We start from the raw sequence: 12,819 nt of genomic DNA on the forward strand, positions 1-12,819 counted from the left end.
GTTACCCATTGTCAAAGCCGAAGTGGAAATGGCGCTGACCTGCGATTTTGCTTGGATTTCCAAGTAAATCGCGAAGGCTGGGAACAACTCCTGGTCACAGCGTTGCAGGCCGCCGGGACAACGGCACGTTATATCGGTGACCTGGAGCACGGGAAGAGTTGATGTGTGAGACTAGGAAGGTGCGTGAAGACGGAAAAATCACGGTTTTCCTGCTCGATGACCACGAAGTGGTCCGGCGGGGCGTCCACGAAATGTTGTCGGTCGAGGACGACATCGAGGTGGTCGGCGAGGCCGGCACCGCGGCGGATGCGCTGGTCAGGATCCCGGCGACGCGTCCGGACGTGGCCGTGCTCGACGTCCGCCTCCCGGACGGCAGCGGCGTCGAGGTCTGTCGCGAGATTCGCGCCCAGGACGAAGAGATCAAGTGCCTGATGCTCACCTCGTTCGCCGACGACGAGGCCCTGTTCGATGCGATCATGGCCGGTGCGTCCGGTTATGTCCTCAAGGCCATCCGCGGCAGTGAACTCCTCTCCGCGGTTCGCGACGTGGCGGCCGGGAAATCGCTGCTCGACCCGGTGGCCACCGCCCGCGTCCTGGAACGGCTCCGCGACGGCAACGCCGCGAAGGGCGACGACCGACTGGCGAACCTCACCGAGCAGGAGCGCAAGATCCTCGATTTGATCGGCGAGGGATTGACCAATCGCGCAATCGGCGAACGACTCCACCTCGCCGAGAAAACGATCAAGAATTACGTTTCCAGCCTGCTTTCCAAGCTCGGCATGGAACGCCGCTCCCAGGCCGCTGCCTATGTTGCCCGCATGCAGGCCGAACGGCGCTGAACAGGAACGACACCAAGGCCACGACCCCGGAGCCGGCGGTTCCGGGACCGGCGGAAGGGACCAACGTCCCGCGTCGCGGGGGCTGCCGCCCCTACCCGCCGCCACACCGGGCGGGCAGGGTGACACCATGCCCACCGACGTCTTCCGCGCCATCGAGCTGTTGAGCAGCACCCCCTACGGCCGGGTGTCGGCCAGCCGGCGGGCGCTCCCCTTCACCACCGTCACCCGGCACGTCGTCGTCGACGGTCGCGTGCTCCTGCGCCTGCACCGCGGCTACGAGTACCACCGGGCGCTGGACGGCAGCGTCGTCGCCTACGAGGCCGACAACGTCAACAGCGGCGCCCGCGACACCTGGTCCGTGCAGTTCACCGGCACCGCCCGGGTCATCGAACCCACCCCGGTCGAGCGGGAACTGTTCGGCCGCACCCCGCGGTTGGCCGACGGTGTCCCGTACGACGCGGTCTTCCTGCGGATCGAGCCGGAATTCGTGACGCTGCATCACCTCACGGACGTCCCGGTCTTCGGATACGCACACCCTCTGTGAGGCTTTCCGGGGCACCCACTCCACTGGGCGAAGTTGATCTAACATCTGGCGCGTGCTGCGCTCATCTGTAGTCCGGTCGGCGGCCACGCCCGACCGCGACACCCTCGGATCCCTGCTGCGCCACTACGACGGAGCCGGCGCACCGCTGTCCTGCGAACCCGTCGCCGAGGGCCTGCTCAACCACGGCTACTTCCTCGCCACCACCCGCGGCCGCTACTTCCTCAAACACCACCTCGACGGCGACCGGGCCGCGCTCACCCGCCAGCACCGCGCCACCCGCAGGCTGGCCGGGTGCGGCCTGCCCGTCGTCCCGCCCGTGAGGGGCACGGACGGGCGGACCTTCACCGTCCTGGACGGCCGCCACTACGCCCTGCACCCCTGGAGGACGGGCCGACATCTGAGCGGCACGGCACTGACCGACGGGCAGTCGCGCCGGCTCGGCGGGCTGCTCGGGCTGGTCCACACGACGCTGGAGCAGGTGATGGCCGACGAACCGGCGCCACCGCGGCCGCCGGGCACGGACGCCGCCGCCGACCCGGAGCGGACCTTCGAGACGATCGACGAGCTGCTGGCGCTCGCCCGCGGTGCCCGGCCGCGGACCAGCTTCGACGAGCTCGCCGAGCACCGCCTCCTGGAGCGCCGGGCCCTCCTGGAGCGGCAGGCGCACCGCCGGCCGGCTCCCGGTGCGGAGCCCCCCGCGGGCTGGGTGCACGGCGACTTCCACCCGCTGAACGTGCTCTACCGCGGGACCGAACCGGGCGCGATCGTCGACTGGGACCGGCTGGGCGTCCACCCGCGCGCGGAGGAGGCGGTGCGCGCCGCCGTGATCTTCTTCGTCCGTCCCTGCGGCACGCTGGACCTGTCGAAGGTCGCCGCGTACGCCGCCGCCTACCGCAGCGTGTGCGGGGCCGGGGCCGACGAGCTGGCCGCGGCCGTGCACCGGGTGTGGTGGGAGCGGCTGAACGACTTCTGGATGCTGACCTGGCGCTACCGGCTCGGCGACCGACGCACCGATCCGCAGTTCCCCGCGGCGGCCGCGCTGGCCGTGTGGTGGACCCGCGAATTCCCCGCCGTGCGAAGGGCGTTCACGGGCTGACGCGCACGGCGCCAGCCCGTCCATCCGTCCCGGTCAGCCGCCGGTCGCCCCGCCGAGGGGCGTCGTGCCACCGTTGGTGGTGCCGCCGTTGGTGGTCCCGCCGTTCGACGTGCCGCCGTTGGTGGTCCCGCCGTTCGACGTCCCGCCATTGGTGGTCCCGCCGTCCGTCGTCCCGCCGTTGGTGGTCCCGCCGTCCGTCGTCCCGCCGTTGGTGGTGCCACCGTTGGTGGTGCCACCGTCGGTCGTCCCGCCGGTGGTGCTGGTCGGCGGCTCCGAGCTCGGCTGGCTCGAGGGCGTCGGCTCGGACGACGGCTGGGTGCTCGGCTGGTGGGTCGGGCGGTGGGTGTAGGGGTTCCCGCCGCCGCTGGTGCTGCCCGGGTAGGTGTCCGTGGTGGACGGCTCGTCCGTCGGCGGCTGGGTGGTCTCGTCCGACTGGGACGGCTGCGGGGACTGGGTGACCGGCGTCTTGGGCTTGTGCTCGTTGGCGTTGGTGTTCTGCAGCGCGAAGGCCACGCCCACCGCGATGGCGATCAGTGCCAGCACCGCGATCAGCCAGATCTTGCCGCGGCCGCCCTTCGCCTGGCGGTAGCCGCCCTCGAAACCGCCGTCGTCGTCCCGCATGCCGGGCGTCAGGATCGGCTGGGCCGTGGTCTTCCCGGCGTCGGCGTGCGACATGACGGAGGTCTCGGCCGCTCCGCCGCGCAGCGCCATGGTGTGGCCGCCCTCGTGCAGCGCGACCGGGCCGGTGTTCCAGGTGCCCGTGTGGCCGCCCTGCTCGTGCAGCATCTGCAGCGAGTACTGGACCAGACCGCGCATCTCCTCGGCGCTCTGGAACCGGTCGTCGGGGTCCTTGGCCAGCGACCGCATGACCAGGCCGTCCAGCTCCGGCGGCACCGCGTCGGCGACCTGGGAGGGCGGCACCGGCATGTCCTGGACGTGCTGGTAGACAACCGAGAGCGGGGTCTCACCGGTGAACGGCGGCCGCTGCGCGAGGAGTTCGTACAGCAGGCAGCCGGTGGCGTAGAGGTCGGAGCGGGTGTCGACGGTCTTGCCGAGCGCCTGCTCCGGGGAGAGGTACTGCGGGGTGCCCATGACCATGCCGGTCTGGGTCATGGTCGACTGCGCACCGTGCAGGGCGCGGGCGATGCCGAAGTCCATCACCTTCACGGCGCCGCTGTTGGTGATGATCACGTTCGCGGGCTTGATGTCGCGGTGCACGATGCCGTGCTGGTGGCTGTAGGCCAGCGCCTCCAGCACCCCGGAGACGATGATCAGTGCCTGGTCCGGCGGCGGCGCCTCGGCGTTGAGCAGCAGGTCCCGGATGGTGTGGCCCTCGACCAGCTCCATCACGATGTACGGCACGGTGTTGCCGCTGACGAAGTCCTCACCGGAGTCGTAGACGGCGACGACCGCGTGGTGGTTCAGACCGGCGACGGACTGCGCCTCGCGTGTGAAGCGGGCCTTGGACACCGGGTCCTCGGCGAGGTCCGCGCGCAGCAGCTTCACGGCGACGGTCCGGCCCAGGCGCACGTCCTCGGCGGCGAACACCTCGGCCATGCCGCCGCGGCCCAGCCGACGCGTCAGGCGGTAGCGGCCGTCACCGACCAGCCCGCCGTTGCCCCACAGCTCCGGCGCGTCGGAGACGTTGGAGCCGGTGGCGTCAGGATCGGACGGCCCTTGGGGGCGCTGCGTCGGTGCCATCGGTCCTCGCCGTCGAATCGATCCGCATTGCAGCGGTAAGGTCTCGGTCTTCGCTAGAGCACGCTACAGGTTCCGCGGCACCCACCGGTCCGTCGTGGACCGGCCATCAAACCCTCCGCATCCCAAGTGTCGCAAGTTCACCAGGGGTGACCGGAAGTCCGAGCCCCTTCATGACCGTGCCCGGATCTTGCACATCTGGTCACGGAACGGGCACACAGCTTGACGTGTCCGTGCCCTGGGGCAGACTTGGCTGCGGAATTCTAGTTTTTGATCGCTAGACATACGGGCAGTGCGCCTAGGGGGAAGCGGAACGATGAGCCAGGACGGCGCTCAAGGCCAATTCGAGGGCCGTTCGGTCGGCGGTGGACGTTACCAGCTTCGTGATCTTCTTGGCGCCGGCGGCATGGCCTCCGTGCACCTCGCCTATGACAGCGTGCTGGACCGCGAGGTCGCGATCAAGACCCTGCACACCGAGCTCGGCCGCGAGCAGGCGTTCCGCGAGCGCTTCCGGCGCGAGGCCCAGTCCGTGGCGAAGCTCACGCACACCAACATCGTCTCGGTCTTCGACTCCGGCGAGGACCAGCTCGACGGCGGCATGGTGCCGTACATCATCATGGAGTACGTCGCCGGCCAGCCGTTGCGTTCCGTGCTGGACTCCGACATCGCGCAGCACGGCGCGATGCCGACGGAAAAGGCGCTGAAAATCACCGCCGACGTGCTCGCCGCCCTGGAGGCGAGCCACGAGATGGGCCTGGTCCACCGGGACATCAAGCCGGGCAACGTCATGATGACCAAGCGCAACGTCGTCAAGGTCATGGACTTCGGCATCGCCCGCGCCATGCAGTCCGGCGTGACCTCGATGACCCAGACCGGCATGGTCGTCGGCACCCCGCAGTACCTCTCGCCCGAGCAGGCCCTGGGCCGCGGCGTGGACGCCCGCTCCGACCTGTATTCGGTCGGCATCATGCTCTTCGAGCTGCTGACCGGACAGTTGCCGTTCGACGCGGACTCCCCGTTGGCCATCGCCTACGCCCACGTGCAGGAAGAGCCGCCGGTCCCGTCGACCATCAACCGCTCGCTGCCGCCGGCGGTGGACGCGCTGGTGGCCCGGGCGCTGAGGAAGAACCCCAACGAACGGTTCCCGACCGCCGAGGCGATGCGGGACGAGTGCCTGCGGATCGCCGGCTCCGGTCAGTCCGGCGCGACACCGCTGATCATCAGCGAAGGCCCGCGGGCCCGCACCAGTGGCGCCTCGGTCTCCTCCGCGGTGTTCCCCACCGCCTCCGGCAACCCGCACACCCCGGTGCCGCCGAGCGTCCAGCAGCCGTACCAGCCGACGCAGGCCGCCTTCGGCCCCTCGACGCCGCCGCCGGTGAACAGCCCCTACCCGACGCCGGCCCCGGCCCCGGCCCCGACGCCCCCGCCGTTCACCGGCGGCTTCCAGGCCCCGCCACCGTTCCCCGGTCCGCCCGCGCCGGTGACGGGCGCCATGCCACCGGCACGCCCCCGGAAGAACAACAGCGGGGTGATCATCGTCGCGGCGGTGGTGGGCGTGGTCGTGGTCACCGCGATCGCCGTCGGCATCGGCTTGAGCGCCGGATCCGGCGGCAGCAGTGGCGGAAGCGACAGCCCGACGTTCGCCTACTCCCCGTCGCCCACCGCCAGCGTCCGTCCCGAGGACAAGACGGCGACGATCCAGGCCAGCCAGTGCACCAATCCGACGCCGAGCTACAGCCAGAAGGGCAAGGTCCTCTTCCCCTCGTTCAAGTTCAAGAACCTGGAGTCGGTCGAGGCGTGCATCAAGGCCGCTGGCTGGAAGTACAAGATCATCAAGGAAGAGAACGACGCGATCTGGGGCAAGAACACCGTCACGGACCAGACTCCGGCGGCCATCAGCTGGTGGGACCCCCGCAGCAACGACACCGTCGAGCTGACCATCTCGACGGGTCACAACTGAGAACAGCGGCATCTGACGGCCGGAGGGGCCGGCACGCGAACTGCGTGCCGGCCCCTCCGGCCGTTGTGGGTGTTCGGGCGCCTCGATCAGAGGTAGGGGCCCGAGCGGGCGCCATCGTGACCGGGATGCTCCGGGTGGCCCTCGGCGGTGAGACCGGGCGGCAGGGCACGGCGCATCTGCTCCAGCTGGGCGCGGGCCGCCATCTGCTGGGCGAAGAGCGCGGTCTGGATGCCGTGGAAGAGGCCCTCCAGCCAACCGACCAGCTGAGCCTGGGCGATCCGCAGCTCAGCCTCGGTCGGCACCGACTCGTCGGTGAAGGGCAGCGACAGCCGCTCCAGCTCTTCGACCAGCTCGGGGGCCAAGCCGTCCTCCAGCTCCTTGACCGAGCTGGCGTGGATCTCCTTGAGGTGCACCCGGCTCGCCTCGTCGAGGGGAGCGGCCTTCACCTCTTCCAGCAGCTGCTTGATCATGCTGCCGATGCGCATGACCTTCGCAGGCTGCTCGACCATGTCCGTCACCGGAGTCTCACGGGGCTCCCCGCCCTCGTCCCCGTCACCGGAGCCGGCGCTGCCGAGCGCCATGCCGTCCGGGCCGACGACCAGGACGTGCTGGTTCTCCTGCGACCGTTCGTTCATCGGCATATCCATGCCGCCATTCTCTCGTACGACAGGTCCAGAACGGTGGTGCCCCTGGCAGAAGGTGATCCACCCTTGCCGGCGCGACGAATTGCCCGTCGGACCCGCCCGTTATGTACCCCCGTCCTCGGCCGTACGTTTCACGTGAAACCACGGATTCTCGGCTGTTTCACGTGAAACCCTGGCCTTCTTGCGTTTCACGGTGGAGCGCTCCTAGGAAAACGCCGTGGCTCGGCCGCGGTTTCACGTGAAACCACGGAGCGTGAAACCACGGAGGGCGACCGCCCCGCACCGCGGACCGTTTCACGTGAAACGGACCTCAGCGGCGACGCAGTCGCAGTCCGAGGAAGGCCAGCCCCAGGCCGGTGAGGGCCATCCCGGCGCCCATCGGCAGGACCCGTTCGACCCGTGCGCCCGGGGCATCGAGGGGGTAGGGACTTGCGGCCGGATCCGGGCCGGCCATGGTCGAGTCCCCGTCCTCCTCCGGAGCGGGTGCCGGCGCCTGCCGATCGGGGGTCGGGGTGGGCGGGACGGCCAGGTCATGCGGGCGTGCGGGGTGCGGCCGTGGCGCAGGGCTCGTGTGCGGGCTGGGGTCCGCCGAGGTGGAGGGGGTGCGTTCGTGCGGCTTCGGCCGATGGGTCGGCGGCGGTGTGGGCTCGGGGGCCGGAACATGCGGCGGGGCGGACGGCAGAGGCGGCTCGGAGACGTCCACATCCGCGTCCGCGGAGTCGTCCGGGGCGCCCTCGTCGAGCCCCAGCACGGGGTCCGAGCGCCAGGGGAAGCCGAGGCCGAACGGGTGAGGGTGGTGGTGTTGCCGCGGTTCGTGGCGGAACGGACCGCCGGGGTGGTCCGGGAAGCCCGGCAGCGTGCCGGAAAGGCCCAGGAAGGCATCCGGGAAGTCGCGGAAGTCGTAGGCGCCGGGGAAGCCCGGCAGCCCGCCGGGACGACCGGGGTACTGCTCCGTCGAGAACTCCCCGGTCAGCACCGGGACCGCCGCGAAGTCGTCCAACGTAGCGTCGGGACGCGCGGCCGGAGTGGCCTGCCGGTCCGCGGCCAGCGCGGGGCCGGCCGTCAAGGAGACGGGCAGGGCGGCGGCGAGCACCAACAGACTGGAGGCCATGCGCGTACGGAACCCTGGAGCGACCACGGTGCCCCTCCCGTGCCGAGCCGTCGAGTGACGTGCCCAGCGTCACACAGCGGGTGCACCGCGGCATCTCGGGCAGATCGGCCGGGTGACCTGCCGGCAGGGGGAGGGGCGAGGGGCGTTCAGGGCCCCGGGGCGGGGTCGCGGCCGGCTCAGACCGTCAGGACGACCTTGCCGACGTGACCGCTGGCATCCAGGATGCGGTGCGCCTCGGCGGCCTCCGCCATCGGCAGGGCCCGGTCCACGATCGGGCGGACCTGACCGTTGCCGATCAGCGGCCAGACGTGCTCCCGGACGGCGGCGACGATGGCGGACTTCTCACTGATCGGACGGGCCCGCAGACCGGTGCCCGTGATCGCGGCGCGCTTGGCGATCAGCGCGGCGAGGTTGAGCTCGGCCTTCACCCCGCCCTGCAGCCCGATGATCGCCAGCCGACCGGCGACGGCCAGCGCCTTGACGTTCTTCTGGAGGTACTTGGCGCCGATGATGTCGAGGATGACGTCCGCGCCCTTGCCTTCGGTGGCCTTGCGGATCTCCTGGACGAAGTCCTGCTCGCGGTAGTCGATGAGGACGTCGGCGCCCAACTCGGCGCAGCGGGCCAGCTTCTCCGGTCCGCCCGCGGTGACCGCGACCCGCGCGCCGACCGCCTTGGCGAGCTGGATGGCCATGGTGCCGATGCCGCTGGCACCGCCGTGGACCAACAGGGTCTCGCCGGGCCGCAGGTGCGCGATCATGAAGACGTTCGACCAGACGGTGCAGGCGACTTCGGGAAGCGCGGCGGCCGTCACGAGGTCGACGCCAGGCGGCAGCGGCAGCACCTGACCGGCCGGGACGGCGACCTTCTCGGCGTACCCGCCGCCCGACAGCAGTGCGCACACCTCGTCGCCGACCGCCCAGCCGTGCACGCCGGGGCCGACCGCCGCGATCCGTCCCGAGCACTCCAGGCCCGGGTACGGGGAGGCCCCGGGCGGCGGGTCGTAGAAGCCCTGGCGCTGGAGCAGGTCGGCGCGGTTCACGGCGCTGGCCGCGACCTCGATCAGGACCTCGCCCTCGGCGGGCTGCGGATCGGGCACTTCGGCCCAGACGAGGGCTTCGGGGCCACCGGGCTCGGGGATGGTGATCGCTCGCATGGGCGCGAGGCTACTCGCCGACCGGCCACGGGGCGAAAGGGCGGGGCGCGGCCCCGCCACAGGTCACCGCCCCGCGTACCGGTCGCCGGCGTCCCGTCCCACGGTCCGTCAGTCGTCCGCCGGCCGCATCGGGGAGACCGCGGTGCCGGGCAACGTCGGCTTGGCGGGCGGCTTCCCGGGGACGGCGGACTCCTCCGCCGGGGCGGCGCGGACGATGGTGATCAGACGGTCCGCGGTCTGCAAGGGGCTCGCCTGCGGGTCGTCGTAGCCCAGGAGCCGGTGTCCGCGCAGCACGGAGACGACCAGGTCGTTCGTCTCCCGGACGGACTTGCCGACCTCGGCCTTGACCACCGGACGCTCCACCAGGTCCAGGCCGCTGCCCTGCTGGATCAGGTCTTCCATGACCGCACCCGCACTGGGGCTGTGCACCGACAGGCCCAGGAGCCGGCCGGCCGCACTGGCCGAGGTGATCACCGCGTCCGCGCCCGACTGCCGCAGCAGCGGCGCGTTCTCCTCCTCGCGCACGGCGGCGACGATGTTGGCCCGCTTGTTGAGCTGACGTGCGGTCAAGGAGACCAGCACCGCGGTGTCGTCGCGCTGGGTGGCGATGACGATCTGGTGCGCCCGCTGGATCTCGGCCCGCAGCAGGACGTCGCTGCGCGTCGCGTCGCCGACCACGCCCGCGTAGCCCTCGGCCACCGCCGATTCGACGACCTTGGTGCTGGGGTCGACGATGACGATCCGCTCCCGGGGCAGGCCCGTGGCCCGCAGGGTCTGCACCGCGGAGCGGCCCTTCGTTCCGAAGCCGACGATGACGGTGTGGTCGCGCAAGGCGTTTCTCCAGCGTTTCAGTTGCCACTGCTCACGGGTGCGTTCGGTCAGCACCTCCAGCGTGGTGCCGACCAGGATGATCAGGAACAGCACGCGCAGGGGTGTGACCAGGAGGATGTTCAACAGCCGTGCGCTGGCGCTGTAGGGGACGATGTCGCCGTAACCCGTGGTGGAGAGCGTGACGGTGGCGTAGTAGACGCAGTCGAGCAGGTCGAGCTGGCCACCGGCGTTGTCGTGGTAGCCCTCGCGGTCGATCCAGACGATGAAGACCGTCGCGACGAGCACCAGCAGGGCCATCAGCAGCCGCCGGGCGACCTGTCGTATGGGCGCCTTCGGGCTGCGGCGGGGCAGTATCACCCGGTGCGAACGGTCCTCCGGGGTCTCGCGCGCCGCGGCGTCGTGGGACGGGAGCTTCACGCGGTGCCTCCGGTGGGAGCTGCGGGGTCGTAGCAGGTGTCGGGCGTCGGCCAGCCCGCCGACCAGCCCGTCGGCCAGGGAAGTTCGAGGAGTTCGACCTCGGTGCCGCGCTCCGCGCCGCCGGACGGGATGACCGCCATCGCGTCCGCGGCAGCGATCCCGCGCAGCATCGCGGGTCCGTGGAAGTGCAGCGGCCCGGCCACCAGCCCGTGCCGGTCGTCGTCGCGGTAGGCCACCGGGACGAGCCGGGTGTCGCGCGGGTGCCCGGGGACGGCGGCGGCCAGCGGCACGCGGTACGGCGCGGCGGGATGGCGGGCGGCGAGCGTGCGGAGCAGGGGTTCGGCGAGCGTGAGCAGACCGGACACCGCGGCCAGGGGGTTCCCCGGAAGGCCGACGAGGTGCCGGCGCGGTCCCAGGCGGGCCAGCAGCATCGGGTGGCCGGGGCGCACCGCCACGCCGTCCACCAGCAGCTCCGCGCCGAGCCGTTGGAGGGTGGGGTGCACGTGGTCGACGGGGCCCGACGCGGTGCCGCCGGTGGTGATGACCAGGTCGGCGGTGGATCCGGCGAGGGCCTCGTGCAGTGCTTCGGCGTCATCGCCGAGGTGCCGCGGGGGTGCCGCCTCGGCGCCCAGGGCGCGCAGCCAGGGCACCAGCATCGGGCCGAGCGCGTCGCGGATCCGACCGCCCTCGGGGAGCCCGCCGCGCAGCAACTCGTCGCCGAGGACGAGCACCTCGACGCGGGGACGGGGGTGGACGGCGAGCTCGTCGTAGCCGGCCGCCGCGGCCAGGCCGAGGAGCGCGGGGGTCACCAGCGTGCCGGCGGGCAGGAGTTGGTCACCGCACCGGCACTCCTGACCGCGCGGGCGGATGTCCTGGCCGGGCGGCACCGGACGCGGCGCGTACAGCCGGGCGCGGCCGTCGGGGAGTTCGAGGACCTCGCCGTGCTCGCTGCGCAGCACCGCGGTGGCGCCGGTCGGGATGCGGGCGCCGGTGGCGATGGGCAGCGCGTGGCCGTCGGGGAGCACCGCGGTGGTGGCGTGGCCGGCGAGGATGCCGGCGTCCGGGCCGGGCCCGGTGTCGTCGGTGGCGCGGTCGACGCGCCAGGGACCGGGGCCGGCGACCGCCCAGCCGTCCATCGCCGAGGTGTCGAACGACGGCAGGTCGGTGAGGGCCTTCAGCGGAGCGGCGAGCGTGCGGCCGAGCGCGTCGGCGAGCTCTGCGGTACCCGGCCCCACGGGTCCGGGCACCGCACGTTCGGCGAGGTCACGGGCGGTGCGCCAGGGTGTGACGGCGTGGCCGGAGGACCGCGTCGCGGGGCGGGCGGACCCGGCGCCGCGAGCGTCGCCGCAGGCGGCGGGGCAGTCCTCCTCGACGTGGCCGGCCCCGGGGGCGCCGCCGGTCGGGGGCGGTCCCGCGCAGCCTGCGGCATGCCCGGCGGGTGCGCCGCCGGACGCGCCCGGCCGGTCGGTGGTCCCGGACCGCCCACGGGTGGACGCGGTGCCGTTGACCAGCGCGAGCGCATCGGCGAACTCGTCACCGAACGGGTCGCCGTGTTCCCCGTCGGTCATTCCGCGCGCTTCGTTTCGCCCGCCGGGGCACCGCCGGTCGTCCGCGCCGCCGCGGCCTCCTCGGTGGCCGCTTCCGCCGCCCAGCGCTCGGCGAGGGCGGCGGCCCGCTGCGCCAACTCCGGCACGTCGCGGCCCTGCTGTCCCGCCGCGTAGCCGATCAGGAAGGTGGTCAGCGGCGCGGCCGGGCGGGCCACGCCGTGTGCCGCGTCCCGCGCGAGGTCGAGGAGAGCCGCCGTGTCGACATCGAGGTCGATGCCCAGTTCGGCCTTGACTGCGGTGATCCATTCGTCCAACACGTGTCCATGCTCCCTGATCCGGGCGCGCGCCGTGCCGAGGTCCTCCCAGGTGTCGCAGTCGAAGGACGCCGTGGCCGAGGCGTCCGGGACCCGGGCGAGCGCCAGCGCGGACAGCAGGGGGCGCAGCGGCAGGTCGGTCAGGGTGCCGCGTTCGACCCGCAGCCGGTCGAGGGCGCGGCGCAGCGGGACGGAACGGTAGGCGGCCACCAACGGCTGGTCGCGCCCGTCCGCATCGCACAACAGCGCCCCGTCCCGGGGCGAGGCGGCGCTGGCGGTCGCCGCGTCGAGGAGGGCGCGTACGGTCGCGGCCGTCAGGAACGGCAGGTCGGCGGAGAGGACCAGCACCGTGGGGGCGGTGGTGTGGCGCAGTCCGGCGTCGAGCGCGGCGAGCGGCCCACCGCCAGGCGGGTCCTCGCGGGTCTGGACCACCGGGCGGGCGGTCGGGCGGGCGGGGCCGACGACGACGGTGGCCGCGGCGTCGCGGCAGACGGCCAGGACCCGGTCCAGGAGGGCGCGGCCGCCGACCGCCAGGGCGGGCTTGTCCGCCCCGCCGAGCCGTCGGGCCGCCCCTCCCGCCAGCACGATCGCGTCGTAGTCGGTGTGGTCGCTCACCCCTTGAGTATCGCCGGGCGCGTCACGCTCACACCGTCTGCCGCCGCCC

Annotated in this window: 11 protein-coding genes; 4 read left to right on the forward strand and 7 right to left on the reverse strand. The window is 72.4% G+C overall.

Going from position 1 to position 12,819, the window contains the following annotated elements:
• Positions 1-179: 179 nt before the first annotated feature.
• The 3 genes from ACLJT4_RS04780 (at position 180) to ACLJT4_RS04790 (ending at position 2,479) form a co-directional block, all read left to right on the forward strand.
• Positions 180-839 (forward strand): response regulator, encoded by a 660-nt coding sequence (locus ACLJT4_RS04780; protein WP_016579326.1) that lies wholly within the window; start codon positions 180-182, stop codon positions 837-839.
• A gap of 127 nt (positions 840-966) precedes the next feature.
• Positions 967-1,383, forward strand: a complete 417-nt coding sequence (locus ACLJT4_RS04785) for a pyridoxamine 5'-phosphate oxidase family protein (RefSeq protein ID WP_016579327.1) — start codon at positions 967-969, stop codon at positions 1,381-1,383.
• A gap of 52 nt (positions 1,384-1,435) precedes the next feature.
• Complete coding sequence (locus ACLJT4_RS04790; RefSeq protein WP_411121142.1) at positions 1,436-2,479, forward strand: phosphotransferase; 1,044 nt, start codon at positions 1,436-1,438, stop codon at positions 2,477-2,479.
• A gap of 33 nt (positions 2,480-2,512) precedes the next feature.
• On the opposite strand, the gene ACLJT4_RS04795 is transcribed toward ACLJT4_RS04790, so the two are convergent.
• A complete protein-coding gene (locus ACLJT4_RS04795) occupies positions 2,513-4,180 on the reverse strand; it encodes a protein kinase domain-containing protein (protein ID WP_411121145.1) in 1,668 nt (555 codons plus the stop codon).
• 313 nt (positions 4,181-4,493) lie between these two features.
• Between ACLJT4_RS04795 and ACLJT4_RS04800 the strand changes: the two genes are divergently transcribed.
• Positions 4,494-6,137 carry a protein kinase domain-containing protein gene (locus ACLJT4_RS04800; RefSeq protein ID WP_411121146.1) on the forward strand — a complete coding sequence of 548 codons (1,644 nt, stop codon included), beginning with the start codon at positions 4,494-4,496 and terminating at the stop codon, positions 6,135-6,137.
• An 86-nt stretch (positions 6,138-6,223) separates the two neighbouring features.
• Here ACLJT4_RS04800 and ACLJT4_RS04805 read toward each other — a convergent pair whose 3' ends face one another.
• From ACLJT4_RS04805 to ACLJT4_RS04830, 6 genes are all read right to left on the reverse strand, one after another.
• Positions 6,224-6,784 carry a bacterial proteasome activator family protein gene (locus ACLJT4_RS04805; protein ID WP_411121147.1) on the reverse strand — a complete coding sequence of 187 codons (561 nt, stop codon included), beginning with the start codon at positions 6,782-6,784 and terminating at the stop codon, positions 6,224-6,226.
• Between the two features lie 307 nt (positions 6,785-7,091).
• Positions 7,092-7,892, reverse strand: coding sequence for a hypothetical protein (locus tag ACLJT4_RS04810; protein WP_411121148.1), 801 nt, complete (start codon positions 7,890-7,892; stop codon positions 7,092-7,094).
• A gap of 176 nt (positions 7,893-8,068) precedes the next feature.
• Positions 8,069-9,046 carry an NAD(P)H-quinone oxidoreductase gene (locus ACLJT4_RS04815; protein WP_016575320.1) on the reverse strand — a complete coding sequence of 326 codons (978 nt, stop codon included), beginning with the start codon at positions 9,044-9,046 and terminating at the stop codon, positions 8,069-8,071.
• Between the two features lie 108 nt (positions 9,047-9,154).
• Positions 9,155-10,294 carry a potassium channel family protein gene (locus tag ACLJT4_RS04820; protein ID WP_016575321.1) on the reverse strand — a complete coding sequence of 380 codons (1,140 nt, stop codon included), beginning with the start codon at positions 10,292-10,294 and terminating at the stop codon, positions 9,155-9,157.
• Positions 10,291-11,862, reverse strand: coding sequence for a molybdopterin molybdotransferase MoeA (locus ACLJT4_RS04825; protein WP_411121149.1), 1,572 nt, complete (start codon positions 11,860-11,862; stop codon positions 10,291-10,293). Before ACLJT4_RS04825 ends, ACLJT4_RS04820 begins: the two co-directional genes overlap by 4 nt.
• Complete coding sequence (locus tag ACLJT4_RS04830) at positions 11,859-12,770, reverse strand: NTP transferase domain-containing protein (RefSeq protein WP_411121150.1); 912 nt, start codon at positions 12,768-12,770, stop codon at positions 11,859-11,861. Before ACLJT4_RS04830 ends, ACLJT4_RS04825 begins: the two co-directional genes overlap by 4 nt.
• Positions 12,771-12,819: the final 49 nt, after the last annotated feature.

The organism is Streptomyces sp. x-19, assembly GCF_046549115.1.
Classification (GTDB): domain Bacteria; phylum Actinomycetota; class Actinomycetes; order Streptomycetales; family Streptomycetaceae; genus Streptomyces; species Streptomyces albulus_C.

Excerpts from the sequence above, each read along its gene's own strand:
- ACLJT4_RS04805 (WP_411121147.1), bottom strand. The coding sequence starts at position 6,784 with ATGGATATGCCGATGAACGAACGGTCGCAGGAGAACCAGCACGTCCTG.
- ACLJT4_RS04810 (WP_411121148.1), bottom strand. The coding sequence starts at position 7,892 with ATGGCCTCCAGTCTGTTGGTGCTCGCCGCCGCCCTGCCCGTCTCCTTG.
- ACLJT4_RS04785 (WP_016579327.1), top strand. The coding sequence starts at position 967 with ATGCCCACCGACGTCTTCCGCGCCATCGAGCTGTTGAGCAGCACCCCC.
- ACLJT4_RS04825 (WP_411121149.1), bottom strand. The coding sequence starts at position 11,862 with ATGACCGACGGGGAACACGGCGACCCGTTCGGTGACGAGTTCGCCGAT.
- ACLJT4_RS04795 (WP_411121145.1), bottom strand. The coding sequence starts at position 4,180 with ATGGCACCGACGCAGCGCCCCCAAGGGCCGTCCGATCCTGACGCCACC.
- ACLJT4_RS04815 (WP_016575320.1), bottom strand. The coding sequence starts at position 9,046 with ATGCGAGCGATCACCATCCCCGAGCCCGGTGGCCCCGAAGCCCTCGTC.
- ACLJT4_RS04800 (WP_411121146.1), top strand. The coding sequence starts at position 4,494 with ATGAGCCAGGACGGCGCTCAAGGCCAATTCGAGGGCCGTTCGGTCGGC.